Origin of the sequence: Magnetospirillum sp. 15-1 (genome assembly GCF_900184795.1) — a bacterium.
In the GTDB taxonomy this organism is placed as follows: Bacteria; Pseudomonadota; Alphaproteobacteria; order Rhodospirillales; family Magnetospirillaceae; genus Phaeospirillum.
The window spans coordinates 146,619-163,297 of sequence record NZ_FXXN01000023.1 but is presented as its reverse complement, the minus strand read 5'-3'; the positions used below and the strand labels follow the sequence as shown (position 1 = coordinate 163,297).

Below are 16,679 nucleotides of genomic sequence, written 5' to 3'. Positions count from 1 at the left end.
CTCCCTGTTCGCGCCGTGGCGCCGTCCTTATATTGTGTCGCAACAAGGAGACAGCGCATGACCTTTGTAGCATCGGCCAACGATCTCGGCACCCTCCCAGAGTGGGACCTTTCCGATCTTTATCCCGCGCCGGATTCGCCGGAGCTGGAGGCCGACCTGCGGGCGGCCGATTCGGCGTCCCAGGCCTTCGAGGCCGCCTATGCCGGTAAGCTGGCCGGGCTGGCGGGCGCGGAATTGGGGGCGGCCATCGCCGAGTACGAGCGTATCGGCCAGATCCTCTACCGCGTCATGTCCTTTGCCCAGCTGCTCTATTCGGGCGACGTCTCCGATTCCGAACGCGGCCGCTTTTACCAGGGCATGCAGGAACGGGTCACCGATATTTCCACCCATACCCTGTTCTTCACCCTGGAGATCAACCGGCTGGACGACGCGGTGCTGGCCGAGAAGCTGAAGGCGCCCGAGGCGGCCCATTACGGTCCCTGGCTGCGCGACCTGCGGGTTTTCCGCCCGCACCAGCTTTCCGATGAGGCCGAGAAGATGCTGCACGAGCTGCACGTGGTCGGCACGGCGGCCTGGAACCGGCTGTTCGACGAGACCATGGCCCGTCTGCGCTTTCCCCTGGGCGGCCAGGAGGTGACTTCGGCCGAGGTGCTGAACTGCCTCAGCGACAAGGACGGCGCCAGGCGCAAGGAGGCCGCCAAATCGCTCGGCAAGGTGCTGGGCGACAACGTGCCGCTGTTCGCGCTGATCACCAACACCCTGGCCAAGGAAAAGGAGATCGAGGACAAGTGGCGCGCCTATGCCCGCCCGCAATCCTATCGCAACCTGTCCAATCAGGTGGAGGACGGGGTGGTCGACGCCCTGGTGGCGGCGGTGAAGGGCTGCTTCCCCCAATTGTCGCACCGCTACTACGCGCTGAAGGCCAAGTGGTTCGGCGTCGACAAGATGGATTACTGGGATCGCAACGCCCCGCTGCCCGACGACGACGACCGCAAGTACACCTGGGAACAGGCCCGCGACACGGTGCTGGGCGCCTATGGGGCGTTCTCGCCCGACATGGCGGCGGTGGGCAAGCGCTTCTTCGACAACAACTGGATCGACGCCCCCGTCCGTCCGGGAAAGTCGCCCGGCGCCTTCGCCCATCCGACCGTGCCGTCGGTGCACCCCTATCTGCTGGTCAACTACCTGGGCAAGTCCAGGGACGTGATGACGCTGGCCCACGAACTGGGGCACGGCGTGCATCAGGTGCTGGCCGGCGTGCAGGGCCCCCTGATGTCCGACACGCCGCTGACGCTCGCCGAGACCGCCTCGGTGTTCGGCGAGATGCTGACCTTCCGCGCCATGCTCGAGCGCGAGACCTCGCCCAAGAGCCGCCGCATCATGCTGGCCTCCAAGGTGGAGGACATGATCAACACCGTGGTGCGCCAGGTGGCGTTCTACGAGTTCGAATCCCTGCTGCATGACGAGCGCCGCCGGGGCGAACTGTCGCCCGAGCGCATCGGCGAGTTGTGGATGAGCGTGCAGGCCGACAGCCTGGGCCCGGCCTTCCGCTTCCACGACGAGTACCGGCATTTCTGGACCTACATCCCGCACTTCGTCCATTCGCCGTTCTATGTCTATGCCTATGCCTTCGGCGATTGCCTGGTGAACTCGCTGTATTCGGTCTATGCCAAGGGCGGCATTCCCGATTTCCCGGCCAAGTACCTGGACATGCTGCGGGCCGGCGGCACGCTGCGTCACCAGGACCTGCTGGCCCCCTTCGGCCTGGACGCCGGCGACCCGCAATTCTGGCGCCAGGGCCTGGATGTGGTCATCGGTTTCATCGACGAGCTGGAAGCGATGTAGGACGAGGTGATGGAGACCGGAAACGTCGAGATCGGCCTGTTCCGGAACGTAATAGGCGGGTAGGGGGTGGTCTGCCCCTCCCATGACATATGTCAATAACCAATGGCTTCGCCATGGTTGCATTTCGTATAATGGGCTTTGCTCAAATGGTGTAGGTATACTTCGAGCCTCTCAGTGGAACGGTGATATTTCCATACGGGGGGGGATCGAATGGGTGCGTCTCGTCGCGGGGTCATGGCCGCCGGAATCGGGACGGCGGTGGGGGCGATACTGTTCTCCGCCGCCCAGGCGGGTGGGCCGATCCCCAATTCCGCCGCCGGTAAATTGCGTCTGATCACCTATTCCGTGCCCGGCCGGGTGCCTCGGGTCGGGGTGGTCAAGGGATCGGGCCGGGTGGTCGATCTGGGAACCGCCGCCCGCCGTTGCGGCCTGCGTCTGTTGTTCGATCCGGGCAGCATGGTGTCGCTGATCGCCGCCGGGGAGCGCGGCCTCGCCCAGGCCCGCCGACTGATGCTCGAGGGACCGGATGACGGCCCCATGGTGTCCGAGGTCTGGCTGCAGTCACCCATTTCGGCACCGACCCGTAACATCTACGCGGTGGGGTTCAACTATATCGACCATTATAAGGAAGGTCAGGCCATGCGCGGCTCGTCCGCCGAGGCGCCCGACCGTCCGGTGTTCTTCACCAAGGGGGTGGGGACGGTCAACGGTCCCTACGATCCCATTCCCTACGACGCCTCGGTCTCCACCGCCATCGACTGGGAATGCGAACTGGCGGTGATCATCGGCCGGCGCGGCAAGGCCATCGCCGAGGCGGACGCCATGGCGCACGTCTACGGCTACACGGTGATCAACGACACCTCGGCCCGCGACATCATGCACAAGAAGTCCGGCGGGCAATGGTTCATGGGCAAGAGCCTGGACGGCCACGGCCCCATGGGACCGTGGCTGGTTCCGGCCTCGGACCTGGACTGGCGGGGGCTGCATCTGGAGACCCGGGTCAACGGCGTGGTCAAGCAATCGGCCAGCACCGATCAGATGCGCTTTTCCGTGCCGCGCCTGATCGCCGACCTCTCCCGCGTCCTGACGCTGGAGCCCGGCGACATCATCGCCACCGGCACGCCGTCGGGCATCGGTGGGGCGCGCAATCCGCCGGAATTCCTCAAGCCCGGCGACGTGATGGAAACCGAGGTGGCCGAGATCGGCCTGCTCAGGAACGTGATCGGCGCTTAAGGGGCGGGGATTACCCCGCCATCCGGGCCTCTTCCATCGCGGCCAGTTCGGTGGCCAGGGTTTCAAGCATGGAAACCACGGACACCGAGGCCTTGTTCATGTCGTCGATGGCGGCGAAGGCGGCGTCCAGGTCGCCCGCGGCGGCATGGGTCAGCGCCCGCTTGGCTGCCGCATGGACCTCCTGGTGCGGGGTCACCAGATTGGAATAGGCCGGCTTGCCCGAGATGCTGTGGTCGGTGATGGCGTCGTACCACTTGCCCAGGCGGCAGTTGTGGTGGTCCGGCACGCCGTCGGCCTTCAGTTCGGTGCGGCCCAGCACACCGTCGAGAACCCGGCGCTTGAAGGCGATGTGGTCGTTCTTGGCGATCTCCACCAGCAGGGCGCCCGAGCCCAGCTTGGCATAATTGCCCACCTGGGCGTCCAGATGCTGGCTCATGCGGCCCATGGCCTCCAAGACGTCGCCCAGCAGGTGGTTGTTGGCCTCGGTCAGGCTGACCACCTGGGTGGTGCCGTCGGCCAATCGGCCGGCGGTATGGGATTGCCCCTCCAGCACGTGGGAAATGGTGGTCATGCTGGTCTGCACCGAGCCCACCTGATCGGCGATGCCGTGCAGGCGTTCGCCCAGGGCGCCGACCAGGGAGCGCCCCTCGGTGACGGCTCCGGTGCTCTCGCCGATGGCTCCGACGATGGAGCCCATCTCGTCCTGCAGCCCGACGATGCGCGCCCGGATGTCGATGGTGGCCTTGGCGGTCTGGTTGGCGAGATTCTTGACCTCGCCCGCCACCACGGCGAAGCCCTTGCCGGCCTCGCCGGCGCGGGCCGCCTCGATGGTGGCGTTCAGGGCGAGAAGGTTGGTCTGGCCGGCCACCGTCTCGATGGCGGTGACGATCTCGCCGATCTGGGCCGAGGCCTCGGCCAGGCCCTGGACCTTCCGGCCGGCGGCGTTGACGGCGGCGACGATGCGCTCGAAGGCCGACAGCGCCTCCTGGCTGGCGTTGAGGCCGGTCACCGCCGCCTCGCCGGCCTGACCGGCGCCCTGGGCGGCCTGGGAGGAATCGGCGTTGATGGCCTGGATGGAGGCGCGCATCTCCTCCACCGCCTGGGCCATGCGGCCGACCTCGGTGGTGGACATGTCGATCTCGCGCTTCATGCGCGACAGGGTGATCATCGCCTCGTTGCCCAGCATGGCCGCCTGGACCAGCGAGCGCAGCATGTCGCGCTGCATGAGGAAGCGCTCGTGCTCGGCCTTGCGCTGCGCACCCTGGCGCTCGTGCTCGGCGGCGTCGAGACGCTGGCGGGTTTCGGCCATTTCCCGCAGCACCTCGGCTACCTGACGGAACTCATCGCGGCGATCGGGGCTGAGCCGCATGGCTCCGCCCGATTCTCCGGCCTGCAATCTGTCGACGTCGTGGTGCAGCGCCTGGAAGCCCGACGAGACGCTGCCGGTGATCAGCAGGCCGAGGCCGCCCACCACCGCCAGGATGGCGGCCAGCAGGATGCCGCGCTCCGCCAGTTCGGCCTTGAAGGCGCTGTCGATGTCGTCGATGTAGACGCCCGAGCCGATCAGCCAGCCCCAGGGGGGGAACCCCTTGACGAAGGAAAGCTTTTCGTAGGTTTCAGCCGTGCTGCCGCCGCCTTCCTTTGGCTTGGGCCAATCATAGGTGACATAGCCCTGTCCCGCCCGTTCGACCACGGTGACGAAGGCCCCGAACAGGTTGGCGCCATGCAGGGGTTCGGCTACCTTGCGCGAGGTGCCGGGGCTTATGGTGGTGGCCTTGTTGAACTTGGGATCGTCCAGCACCTTGCCGTCCAACTGCGGCGAGACGGGGTGCATCACCACCTTGGGGACCGGCTTGCCCATGTCGTTGATCCACAGATACTCGGCCTTGTCGTAGCGCATGGCTTTGATCGTGGCCTTGGCGGCGGCCTTGGCGTCATCCTCGCTCATGCGGCCCTGGCGGGCCTCCTCGGCGTAATGCTCCAGCACGCCCGAGGCGGTTTCCACCACGTGGCGCAGCTTGATCTCGCGCGCCGCCACCATCTGGTCCTTGATCTGCACGGAATCGGCGATGAACACCACGGCCAGCCCGGCCAGCGGCAGGCCGCCCAGCAGCCACAGACGGGTGGTGATCCGCAGCCCCGAAAGGGCATCGAGCATTCCCATGACCATTGCCTCCCATGGTGCATCCGGTTCTGGCCGGCGCATCCGTTCGGTGATTTCCATCAGCCTAATATGCGAGAACGGTGGGATACAAGGATTCCGATATCGGTCGGATCAGGGGTCGCCGGCCGCCAGCAGCGGGGCGCAGTGCTCGGCCGCCACTCGGCAGGGCTCGACGGCATTGATCACCGTGGCGGCGGCGAAACTGTCGGTGTAGATGCGCAGCGGCAGCAGGGTCTCCGGGTCGATATGCACGGTGTATTCGGCGCCGGCCCACATCTTTTGGAAGCGCGGCTTGAACCCGGCCACCGGCCGCAGGACCATGGCAAGCTCGATGGCCTCGAATTCCCGGCCGTGGATATCGATCCGTCCGGTGCCCTTGACCGTCACGTCGAAATCATAGGCCCGGCGGCCGTCATAGCCCGCCACGCGGAAACTGGCCGGTCCGCCGGCGCTGACGGCCTGGCGCGCCTTGCGGCCCACCACCGCCACGTTGGTCAGCGGGTCGCGCACGCCCCGCCGGGCCTCTGGCGGCACTGCGGGGGCGGGCTCGTCGTCCTCGGGGGGCGGCGAGAATACCGCCAGCACCTCGTCCAGCACGGTGACCGCCTCGCCGCCGCCATAGAGGACGCGTAGCATCTGCTCCTGATGGCGATTGCGGAAGTGGGTCTGATAATGCTCGGAGCCCAGTTCGCCGGCCCCGGCCTCCTGGCCGCCGCCCTCGGCGGAGAAGCGCAGACGCAGGATCTTGTCGAACAGCCCCACGGTGCGGATGGTCATGCCGGTGCGTACCGACGGACCGCGCTGCTCGCGGGTGACGGCCATGTCGCCGGCATGGAAGCCGCCCCACATGATCTCGTAGCGCCAGCCCGCCGGTTCGGCGCGGGCCGGGGCCGCCGCCAGCCACAGGCCGGCTCCCGCCATCGCCGCCAACGCCCATATGGTCCTGGCCATCATCCCTCCTGTCCCGCCCGGAGAGTGTGGTGGAGCGGGGCCGTATTCTCCTTGATGAAGGTCATGTTGCGGCCCCACCCCAAGGGGTGGCGGTGCCTCCCACCGACCCGCCACCCGGAGGCCATAGGTACCTTTTTCCACCTCGTCCATGGCAGCCAGGTGGTGTAGGTGACAAAGCCATGTTGCGGTGCGGCATGATGGGGCGGGCCTCCGGTGGGCGGTAATCGGATGGAATTCCTTCAAACGACTGATTTTCAAACCAGATCGGGCTTGGCAAACCGCTGGCCAGAGGGCATTGTTTTCCCAAAAATGTAAGGCAAACGCAGTAACAGCGAACAAGGAGAAGCCATGTCTCTGACCATTGGTGTTCCAAGGGAAACGTTCCCCAACGAAAAGCGGGTGGCAACGGTTCCCGATGTCGTCGAGAAGCTGATCAAGCTCGGCTTCTCCGTGGTGGTCGAGACGGGGGCCGGTGCCCTGGCCAATTTCGATGACGAGTCCTATGTGGCGGCTGGGGCGAGCATCGCCAAGAGTGCGGCCGAACTTTGGACCGCCGCCGATATGGTCTTCAAGGTGCGTGCTCCCTCCATGGACGAGGTGGCGCTGATCAAGGAAGGCACCACCCTGATCGGCTTCATCTGGCCCGCCCAGAACCCCGAGCTGATGCAGGCCCTGGCCGCCCGCAAGATCACCGTTCTGGCCATGGACTGCGTGCCGCGCCAGCTCAGCCGCGCCCAGAAGATGGACGCCCTGTCCTCCATGGCCAATATCGCCGGCTACCGCGCCGTGGTCGAGGCCGCCAATCAGTTCGGCCGCTTCTTTACCGGCCAGATCACCGCCGCCGGCAAGGTTCCGCCGGCCAAGGTCTTTGTCGCCGGCGCCGGCGTGGCCGGTCTGGCCGCGCTGGGCACCGCCGTCAGCCTGGGTGCCATCGTGCGCGCCAACGACACCCGCGCCGAGGTGGCCGATCAGGTCAAGTCCATGGGCGCCGAGTTCGTCAAGGTGGATTACGAGGAAGAGGGCTCGGGCGGCGGCGGCTACGCCAAGGTCATGAGCGAGGGCTTCCAGGCCGCCCAGCGCGAGATGTACGCCCAGCAGGCGCGTGAGGTGGACATCATCATCACCACCGCCCTGATTCCGGGCAAGCCGGCTCCCCGGCTGATCACCGCCGAGATGGTGAGTAGCATGCGCGCCGGCAGCGTCATCGTCGACATGGCCGCCGAGCAGGGCGGCAATTGCGAGCTGACCGTGCCGGGCGAGGTCGTGGTGCGCCATGGCGTGACCATCATTGGCTACGCCGACCTGCCGAGCCGCCTGTCCAAGCAGGCCTCGACGCTTTACGCCACCAATCTGCTGCGCCTCACCGAGGAGCTGTGCAAGACCAAGGACGGCGTCATCGATGTCAATATGGGTGACGATGCCATCCGCGGCCTGACCGTCATCAAGGAGGGCGAGATCACCTGGCCGCCGCCGCCTCTGGTGCTGCCGGCGCCGCCCGCCCCCAAGGCCGCCTCCGCCGCCCCCGTGGCGGCCAAGAAGTCCGGCCACGGTCACGGTGCCGGCGAGCCCATGTCCCCGAAGTCCCTGACCATCACCTTCGGCATCGGCGCCCTGGCCTTCTGGTTCGTGGGTGCCAATGCCCCCGAGGCCTTCCTGGGCCACTTCACCGTGTTCGTGCTGGCCTGTTTCGTGGGCTACATGGTGGTCTGGAACGTTACCCCCGCGCTGCATACCCCGCTGATGAGCGTCACCAACGCCATCTCGTCGATCATCGTCATCGGCGCCCTGGTCCAGATTTCCCCGCCGCTGGGCGAGGGAATCTCGCGCCCCGGGTTCTGGATCGGCCTGCTGGCGGTGATCAGCATCATTCTCACTTCGATCAACATGTTCGGTGGCTTCGCGGTCACCAAGCGCATGTTGGCGATGTTCCGCAAGTAAGGGGGGCACCATGTCCGCAAGTCTCGCCACCGTTTCCTATATCGGTGCCACCATCCTGTTCATCCTCAGCCTGGGCGGTCTGTCCAATCCCGAGACCTCGCGTCGCGGCAACGTGCTGGGCATGATCGGCATGGCCTTGGCGGTGATCGCCACCGTGTTCGGTCCCCAGGTCACCTGGGCCGGCGTGCCGTGGATCGTCATCGCCATGGCCATCGGCGGCTCGGTCGGCCTTTACGCCGCCCGCACCGTGCAGATGACCCAGATGCCCGAACTGGTCGCCCTGATGCACTCGCTGGTCGGCCTGGCCGCCTGCCTGGTGGGCTTCGCCAGCTATATCGACACCGCCCACACCTTTGTGGGCGCGGAAAAGACCATCCACGACGTGGAGATCTATATCGGCATCCTGATCGGTGCCGTGACCTTCTCGGGCTCGCTGATCGCCTTCGGCAAGCTGTCGGGCAAGATCGGCGGCAAGCCGCTGCTGCTGCCCGGCCGTCACCTCCTCAATCTGGCCGGCCTGCTGGTGGTGATCTGGGTCGGCAAGGGCTTCCTCAACGCCGAAAGCGTCGGCGGCGGCTTCTTCGCCCTGATCATCATGACCCTGATCGCGCTCGCCTTCGGTGTCCACATGGTGATGGCCATCGGCGGCGCCGACATGCCCGTCGTGGTTTCCATGCTGAACAGCTATTCGGGCTGGGCGGCGGCGGCCACCGGCTTCATGCTGAACAACGACCTGCTGATCGTCACCGGCGCCCTGGTGGGCTCGTCGGGTGCCATCCTGTCGTACATCATGTGCCGGGCCATGAACCGCAACTTCATCAGCGTCATCGCCGGCGGCTTCGGTACCGGCGGCGGCACGGTGGCGGCGGCGTCCGACGGCCAGCCGGCCGGCGAGGTCATCCCGGTCAGCGCCACCGAGACCGCCGAGCTGCTGAAGGAGGCCAAGAGCGTGATCATCGTTCCCGGCTACGGCATGGCGGTGGCCCAGGCCCAGCACACGGTCTACGAAATCACCAAGCACCTGCGCGAGAAGGGCATCAACATCCGCTTCGGCATCCATCCGGTGGCGGGCCGCATGCCCGGCCACATGAACGTGCTGCTGGCCGAGGCCAAGGTGCCCTACGACATCGTCATGGAGATGGACGAGATCAACGACGACTTCCCCGAGACGGATGTCGCCATGGTCATCGGCGCCAACGACATCGTCAATCCGGCGGCGCAGGAGGACCCCAACAGCCCCATCGCCGGCATGCCGGTGCTGGAGGTGTGGAAGGCCAAGACCTCCATCGTCATGAAGCGTTCCATGGCGTCGGGCTATGCCGGCGTCGACAATCCGCTGTTCTACAAGGAGAACAACCGGATGCTGTTCGGCGACGCCAAGAAGATGCTGGACGAGGTGCTGACCGCGCTGAAGGCGTAGGCACCTTCCGTTCCGCGATCAAGGCGGCGGCCTTCCGAGAGGGGGGCCGCCGTTTTGCTTTGGGCATAGGTCTATGGTTTTGAGTTAGAAGAATTCTAAATACATCTTCCATACCCACAGAAAAGTTGTGAGTATGGCTGGGTGTTCGTGCCTCGGGCTCCGCCGGATGGAGAGAGCGGGCAGGAGCGGGGGGAAGTCCCCCGAGGGGCGGCCACGTTCTGACAATCCACATCAGGGGAACCATGCCATGATCAGACGCATGACGCTTTCGCTCGCCCTTTTTCTGGGGGTGCAGGCGCTGCCGGCCCTGGCGGCATCCGAGCCGATCCAGCCCATTCCACCCGCCAAGGTCAAGGATGCCGGGTTGGCCGAACTGGGCAAGAAGCTCTATTTCGACACCCGCCTGTCCAAGTCGGGTTTCATCTCCTGCAATTCCTGCCACAACCTGTCGCTGGGCGGCACCGACAATCTGAAGACCTCCATCGGCCATAACTGGCAGAAGGGGCCGATCAACGCCCCCACCGTGCTGAATTCCAGCATGAACGTCGCCCAGTTCTGGGACGGCCGGGCCAAGGACCTGAAGGCTCAGGCGGGTGGCCCCATCGCCAATCCCGGCGAGATGGCCTTCACCCATGAACTGGCGGTCGAGGTGCTGCAGTCCATTCCCGGCTACGTGGCGGAATTCAAGACGGTGTTCGGCAATGACAAGGTGACCATCGACGAGGTCACCAAGGCCATCGCCGCCTTCGAGGAGACCCTGGTCACTCCCAATTCCCGCTTCGACAAGTGGCTGAAGGGCGACAAGAAGGCGCTTTCCGCGGCCGAACTGGCCGGCTATGCCCTGTTCAAGGATTCCGGCTGCACCGCTTGCCATAACGGCGCGGCGGTGGGCGGCAATTCGTTCCAGAAGATGGGTGTGGTCGAGGCCTATAAGGCCAACAGCCCGGCCGAGGGCCGCGTGGCGGTGACCAAGGACGAGACCGACCGCTTCAACTTCAAGGTTCCGACGCTGCGCAATGTCGAACTGACCTATCCTTACTTCCACGACGGCGAGGCCGCCACCTTGAAGCAGGCCGTGGACACCATGGGCCGCATCCAGCTGGGCCGTCAGTTCACCGACGACGAGAACGGCAAGATCGTCGCCTTCCTCAAGACCCTGACCGGCGATCAGCCCAGCTTCAAGCTGCCGATCCTGCCGCCGTCCTCGGACGCCACGCCCCGTCCGGTACCCTTCGACAAGTAGGCGGAAGGGATCGCGTTGCGAGCGGGCTGCCGCCCGCCTCCGCACGGAAGCGCAGCTTCCGCACCTTCAGTGCTTTATAGCGTGATGCCCAAAATGTGCATCACGCTATAGGTCCCTCGCCGGGCGGGCGCATCCGCGCCCTTGGCCGCGCCCTCAACGGGCGCTGGAGCGGCCCGCCTCATATTTGAGGCGCGCCGCTCTAATCTCATAAAAGCGGGAGGGATGGGGAGGCTGTGCCTCCCCATCGGGGTTTGGGGCGGAAGCACCACAAGGAGGCAACGCGTCTACGCCCTCTCCACGCCCGCCAGGAAGCGCTGGACCGAGGTGTTGAGGCTGTCCGACTGGCGCCCCAGGGCCTGGACGGCGCCCAGCACGTCGGTGGCGGTCTTGCCGGTTTCCCCCGCCTCGCTGGTGACGTCGGTGACGTGGCGCGAGACCTCGCGGGTACCCTCCGCCGCCTCGGAGACGTTGCGGGCGATGTCGCGGGTGGTGGCGTCTTGTTGCTCCACCGCCGTGGCGATGGCCGACGAGACCTGGTTGATGCGCTCGATGATGGCGCCGATACCCTGGATGGCCGAGACCGCCTGATCGGTGGCCGACTGGACGGCGCCCACCTGTTCGGTGATCTGGCTGGTGGCCCTGGCGGTCTGGGTGGCGAGGTTCTTGACCTCGTTGGCGACCACGGCGAAGCCCTTGCCGGCTTCACCGGCACGCGCCGCCTCGATGGTGGCGTTCAAGGCCAGCAGATTGGTCTGGCCGGCGATGTCGCCGATCATGGTGACCACCTCGCCGATATTGCGGGCGGCATCGGCCAGACCGTGCACCAGGGCGTTGGTGCGTTCGGCCTCGGCCACCGCTTCGTGCGACACCTGGGCCGAGGTGGCGACCTGACGGCTGATCTCGTTGATGGAGGCGGCCAGTTCCTCGGCGGCGCCGGCCACCGTTTCCACGTTGATGCTGGCCTCTTCGGCCGCCGCCGCGACGGCCGCCGCGTGGCCTTCCATGCTCTGGGCAGAGGAACCGAGCGAATTGGCGGAATTGTCCAGCAGGCGGGTGGCGTCGCCCACCGCGGCCAGGGCGCCCGACACCTCCTGGCGGAAGGCGGCGGTCAGTTGCTCGATGGCCTGACGGCGCCGCTCCTTGGCCTCCTGCTCGGTGGCCTGTTCGGCGGCCAGTTTCTCGGCGGCGAGATGATTGTTGCGGAACACCTCGACGGCGCGGGCCATCTCGCCTTCCTCGGTCGGCAAGGTCAGCCCCTCGACGGTGATGGAGGTGTCGCCGGTGGCCAGCCGGCTCATGGAACTGGTGATGTGGGCGATGGGGCCGGTGATGCCTTTGGCCAGCACGCCGGCGGCGGCGAAGGTGACGCCCAGCCCGCCGATCACCGCGATGATCTGCGCCCACAGGAACAGTTGGGCGTCCGAACTGGTCTTGGTGGCCCAGGTCACCAGATCGGCGGCGATACGGTCCTCGACCACCTTCATCAGGTCGATGCGCTTGGTGGTCGCCTCGAACCATTTGGGGGCGGGGACGCCTTCGCCGCCGGACAGCGCCTTGGCATGGGCGGCTTCCCGCATGGTATTGACCTCGGCGATCACCGGGTCGCCCATCTTCTCGCGGAAGAAGGCCACCAGCTCGGGCGAGGCGGTGCGGATGAAATGGGCGAACAGCATTTCCTGGTCGGCGATCAGCGACACCAGACGGCGATAGATCAGCGGGTCGAAGGTGCCGGCGAAGCCGGCCGAACCGGTGGCGCGCTCCTGTCCGGCCCGTTCCTTGGCCTCCATGAAGGCGAGATAGGCGCCCACCGCCTCGGCGGCCTTCTTGTCGGGAGTCAGGCGGGCCATCTGGCCCACCATGTCCAACTGCACCTTGATCAGGGCGGTGTAGGCCTGGAACAGGCCGTTGCGGTCCACGGCTCCCGACTCGATGTCGGCCCGCAGCTTGGCGCGTCCGGCCAGGGCGTCGCGGGCCTTGACCAGCGAGGCGGCGAAATCCGGACCCAGGACGGCGGCGTCGCCGCTCTGCTCCTCGAACCGCCTGGCGGCCTCGTCCGACAGCTTGCGCTGGGCCTCCACCCGGTCGCCGAACTGCTTTCGGCCGCTGGCCACATAGAGCGACGAGGAGCCGCGCTCCTTCTGCAGTTCGTGAACGACGGCGCTGACGCCGTTGGCCATGGTGGCCATGCGGATCAGGCCGCTGGTGTCGTTGACCACCAGCCAGCGCAGCACGATGACATAGCCCGAGAAGGCGACGAGGCCGAAGACCGGAAGAAGGAAGGCTAGAAGAATTCGTCGCCCAATCCTAAGATTACGCAGCAATTCCATAGCCCAATTCCCCCTTCTACAGCCCAATCCCATACTTACGGTACTGGCATAGTGCGTCGGGGGCAAGCTGCCATTAGGCAATAGACAAAGACGGAAAAGCGCCACAGCACAAGACCGTGGCGCCAGCGATGGCGACGCTTGAATTTCCAGTCCGGCCGCCCCTGTTCCGGTGCGGCCGAAAGCGAGTCTTTAGAAGCCCTCGCGCTCCAGGCGCTTGCGCTCCAGCTTGCGGGCACGGCGCACGGCTTCGGCCTTTTCACGGGCGCGACGCTCGGACGGCTTTTCGTAGTTCCTGCGAAGCTTCATCTCGCGGAAAACCCCCTCGCGCTGCATCTTCTTCTTGAGCGCCTTCAGGGCCTGATCGACATTGTTGTCACGAACGAGAACTTGCACGTTTCGCCACCGCTCCTCTACGCTTGGAAAACCCTCCCTACGCACGACATTCCTGCCGTCCGGGGAGGAGGGTTGATAGCACAGTGCCGCCCCCTTGTGAAGGGGTTAGGCGAGGTTCTATAACCGGAAAATACATTTGTCCGCCGCCGAGGAGAATTGGAAATGGAATCGCGTCCGCTCAAGGATGCCCTGGTGACCGCCATGCTGCCTCATGCCGCCTTCGACGGCTGGTCGCAGAGCACCCTGGCGGCGGCGGCCGACGACCTGGGGCTGGAGCGGGCGCTGCTGCCCCGCCTGTTCCCCAGGGGCGCCATCGACGCCGTGGCCCATCTGGTGGATCACGCCAACCGGGTCATGGAGGCCGATCTGGCCGAAGCCGGTCTGGACGGCCGTGGCGTGGGGGAGAGGGTGTTCCTGGCGGTGAAGCTGCGGCTGGATCGCTGGAGCGAGCACCGCGAGGCCATTCGCCGGGCCACCTCGCTGCTGGCCCTGCCGCGGAACCTGCCCCTGGCGGCGCGCCTGACCTGGGGCACCGCCGATGCCGTCTGGCTGGCGGTGGGCGACCGGTCTCATGATTTCTCGTGGTATTCCAAGCGCGCCACCCTGGCGGCGGTCTATTCCGCCACCTTGCTGTATTGGCTGGACGACGAGTCGGAAAATTCCGCCGACACCTGGGGCTTCCTGCGGCGCCGTCTGGCCGACGTGCGTTCGCTGCCGCAATTGCGCCAGAAGCTCGAGGGGCTGGTGGGCGGCCGCAAGGCCGCCCTGATGCACCGTTTCAAGGTGCCCCTGCCGCGCGCCTGATCAGGCGACCGTGTCGATCAGGCCGCCCGACAGCAGCTTGTTCAGATAGGACGCCGTGTCCTTGGAATCGGAATCGCCCTCGGTCAGCGACTTGAGGATCTTCTGCAGCTTGTCGGCGCTGGAGCCGCCTTCCGCCTGGCCATAGGACACCGAGGTGGAACTGGAACCGTCGCCATACTTGGTGACGGTGGTCTTGGTGCCGTCGGCCGAGGTGGTGGTGGTGACCGAAACCACTTCGTCGGACGAGCCGCTGGAACTGCCGCCGGCCGCCCCGCCACCGCCGCCACCGCCCGCCGGAGGGGCGCCCGAGGCGCCGCCGCCGCCCGAGGGCGGTCCGGCGTTCTGCAGGCCGGTGGTGAACTGGGTCTGGCTGAGGCCGGAACTGCCGTCGCCGCCGCTGTTCTCGGCGATCTTGTCGTAGAACTTTCCGGCATCTTCCTCGCTGACGTCGTCCGGGCGCCCGGAGACGAATTCGTCACGGGTGACCTTGCCGTCGCCGTCGCTGTCGAGCTTGGAGAACAGTTCCGCCGCGTCGGGGCCCTTTTGGCTGCCACCGGCGCTCTGGCTGCCGCTGGGGCCGCCCGATTGCTGAATCTGGCTCTCGAATTCGTCGAGGGCCTTGACCACGGCATCGGCCTGCTCCTGGGTCAGCGAGCCGGAGGAGACATCCTCCTTCAGCTTGGCCTCGATGGCGGCGCGCACGTCGGTGGGGGAGGGGGGCGTGCCCGACGACGAGGACTGCGACTGGAAGACGGAATCGATTTCCGATCCCACCTGGGACGCCACCTCGGACGACAGGCCGTTCTTTTTCAGGTCGGTCAGCAGCATCGATTGTATGGATGACTGGTTCCCGACGGATGCGATGGACATGGCCGATCTCCTTCTGAGATTAGGGTTCTGTCGGGTTCAACGCGGGGGCGTCGCCGTTCCCTGCGAAAAAAAGTACCCCCATGCCGAAAGGGGTAACCGGCATGGGGGGCGATATCCAATCCGGTGGCGGTTGTCGGTCACGCCGCCAGACTGGTGTTGCCGACGCTGAGCAGGTTGGCCTTCTGGTAGGAACCGATGGCCTTGAGCAGTTCCTGCAGCAGCTGGTCGTTGCTGGAGGACTGGGACGACGAGGTCGTCTGGCTGGCCGCCGTCTGCTCGGCGCCGTCGGGTGGCCCGGCCTTCTTCATGCCCTCGGCCAACTGGTCCTGGCTGAGCCCGGAGGAGGAATCCGCTCCGGCCGCCGAGGCGATCTTGTCGTAGAACGAACCGGCCTGATCCTCGCTGACGTCGTCGGGGCGTCCCGACACGAATTCCGAACGGGTCACCGTCCCGTCGCCGTCGCTGTCCAGGTTCTCGAACATCTTGGACGGGTCGGTGGCGTTGCCGGAACTCGAGGTGGAGGAGGTCTGCGACTGCAGCATGGCGAGCAACTGCTCGAGCAGCTTGTCGTCGGTGGAGGTGCTGTCGGAGGACGAATCCGAGCTTGAGCCGGAGTCCGGCGGCGGCGGCCCCATGGCCTGCAGGCCGCTGGCCAACTGGTCCTGGCTGAGCCCGGAGGAGGAATCCGCCCCGGCCGCCGAGGCGATCTTGTCGTAGAAGGCGCCGGCCTGATCCTCGCTGACGTCGTCGGGGCGTCCCGACACGAACTCGTCGCGGGTGACGGTGCCGTCGGAATCGGTGTCCAGATCCTTGAACATCTGTTCGGAGTCGGGCGGTCCGCCGTGGCCGCCGCCTTGGTTGCCGTTCTGGTCGACCTCCTGCGACTGCAGCAGCACGGATTGCATGCTGGACGCCATCTGCTGGAAGGCGGAGGTAAGGTCGCTTTGGCTCAGTGATCCGCTGCCCGACGAGTCCAGCTTGTCGAACAGGGCGCCGGCTTGATCCTCGCTGACATCGTCGGGCTTTCCGGCGATGAACTCGGTGCGGTTGACCGAGTTGTCGGAGTTGGTGCCAAGCTTCTTGAATATAGAACTTAGATTTTGTGCGGATGATGAGGCGGATGTGCCTAGTCCGTGTAACATAGCGACTCTCCATCAGTCATAAACTGAGCGGATGTAATTCCGGTCGAGTCGTTCCACGCTGCGGGATATACTTTCCATGCGCGGAAAAATGAAAAATTATTTCTTATGTTTTTCTTGAAAATGCATAACGCGCCACAGTATTCCTGTGTGGCGTCGTGATGTCTGTTCAATTTGTGCCGCTGCAAGCCGGGGGCCAAGACGCCGTATCGGTATAACTCGTTGATTTGGTGTGAAATGTCTGCGGCTTCCCTTCCCTCGTTTTCGGCTATCCCGGCAGTTTCTGCCGGGCCGGTCGGCAGTTTCTGCCGGGTGGGCGCATGATTTTCCGCATGGATCGTCCGCCCCGGTC

General features: G+C 65.8%; 12 protein-coding genes. 6 read left to right on the top strand and 6 right to left on the bottom strand.

What is annotated here, in order from left to right:
- The first annotated feature begins 57 nt into the window (after positions 1 to 57).
- Together CP958_RS10295 and CP958_RS10290 are read left to right on the top strand one after the other, a co-directional pair.
- Positions 58 to 1,845: a M3 family oligoendopeptidase gene (locus tag CP958_RS10295; protein ID WP_096701876.1), complete on the top strand. Its 1,788-nt coding sequence runs from the start codon at positions 58 to 60 to the stop codon at positions 1,843 to 1,845.
- 210 nt (positions 1,846 to 2,055) lie between these two features.
- Positions 2,056 to 3,078 carry a fumarylacetoacetate hydrolase family protein gene (locus CP958_RS10290; protein WP_096701875.1) on the top strand — a complete coding sequence of 341 codons (1,023 nt, stop codon included), beginning with the start codon at positions 2,056 to 2,058 and terminating at the stop codon, positions 3,076 to 3,078.
- 10 nt (positions 3,079 to 3,088) lie between these two features.
- Here the strand turns inward: CP958_RS10290 and CP958_RS10285 are convergent, their stop codons facing one another.
- Positions 3,089 to 5,242 (bottom strand): methyl-accepting chemotaxis protein, encoded by a 2,154-nt coding sequence (locus CP958_RS10285; protein WP_096702042.1) that lies wholly within the window; start codon positions 5,240 to 5,242, stop codon positions 3,089 to 3,091.
- Between the two features lie 111 nt (positions 5,243 to 5,353).
- A complete protein-coding gene (locus tag CP958_RS10280) occupies positions 5,354 to 6,196 on the bottom strand; it encodes a DUF3108 domain-containing protein (RefSeq protein WP_096701874.1) in 843 nt (280 codons plus the stop codon).
- Positions 6,197 to 6,541: 345 nt separating this feature from the next.
- On the opposite strand from CP958_RS10280, the gene CP958_RS10275 reads away from it, so the two are divergent.
- From CP958_RS10275 to CP958_RS10265, 3 genes are all read left to right on the top strand, one after another.
- Complete coding sequence (locus CP958_RS10275; RefSeq protein ID WP_096701873.1) at positions 6,542 to 8,131, top strand: Re/Si-specific NAD(P)(+) transhydrogenase subunit alpha; 1,590 nt, start codon at positions 6,542 to 6,544, stop codon at positions 8,129 to 8,131.
- A 10-nt stretch (positions 8,132 to 8,141) separates the two neighbouring features.
- Positions 8,142 to 9,551: a Re/Si-specific NAD(P)(+) transhydrogenase subunit beta gene (pntB, locus tag CP958_RS10270; RefSeq protein WP_096701872.1), complete on the top strand. Its 1,410-nt coding sequence runs from the start codon at positions 8,142 to 8,144 to the stop codon at positions 9,549 to 9,551.
- Between the two features lie 247 nt (positions 9,552 to 9,798).
- A complete protein-coding gene (locus CP958_RS10265; protein WP_197706385.1) occupies positions 9,799 to 10,794 on the top strand; it encodes a cytochrome-c peroxidase in 996 nt (331 codons plus the stop codon).
- Positions 10,795 to 11,078: 284 nt separating this feature from the next.
- On the opposite strand, the gene CP958_RS10260 is transcribed toward CP958_RS10265, so the two are convergent.
- A complete protein-coding gene (locus CP958_RS10260) occupies positions 11,079 to 13,121 on the bottom strand; it encodes a nitrate- and nitrite sensing domain-containing protein (RefSeq protein WP_096701870.1) in 2,043 nt (680 codons plus the stop codon).
- Positions 13,122 to 13,310: 189 nt separating this feature from the next.
- On the bottom strand, positions 13,311 to 13,514 hold the full coding sequence (gene rpsU, locus CP958_RS10255; protein ID WP_002726599.1) for a 30S ribosomal protein S21: 204 nt from the start codon (positions 13,512 to 13,514) through the stop codon (positions 13,311 to 13,313).
- Positions 13,515 to 13,676: 162 nt separating this feature from the next.
- On the opposite strand from rpsU, the gene CP958_RS10250 reads away from it, so the two are divergent.
- Positions 13,677 to 14,318 (top strand): COQ9 family protein, encoded by a 642-nt coding sequence (locus tag CP958_RS10250; RefSeq protein WP_096701869.1) that lies wholly within the window; start codon positions 13,677 to 13,679, stop codon positions 14,316 to 14,318.
- Here CP958_RS10250 and CP958_RS10245 read toward each other — a convergent pair whose 3' ends face one another.
- Positions 14,319 to 15,188 (bottom strand): suppressor protein, encoded by an 870-nt coding sequence (locus tag CP958_RS10245; RefSeq protein ID WP_096701868.1) that lies wholly within the window; start codon positions 15,186 to 15,188, stop codon positions 14,319 to 14,321. It abuts the gene before it with no gap.
- 137 nt (positions 15,189 to 15,325) lie between these two features.
- Positions 15,326 to 16,330, bottom strand: a complete 1,005-nt coding sequence (locus CP958_RS10240) for an EF-hand domain-containing protein (protein ID WP_096701867.1) — start codon at positions 16,328 to 16,330, stop codon at positions 15,326 to 15,328.
- Between the last annotated feature and the right edge of the window lie 349 nt (positions 16,331 to 16,679).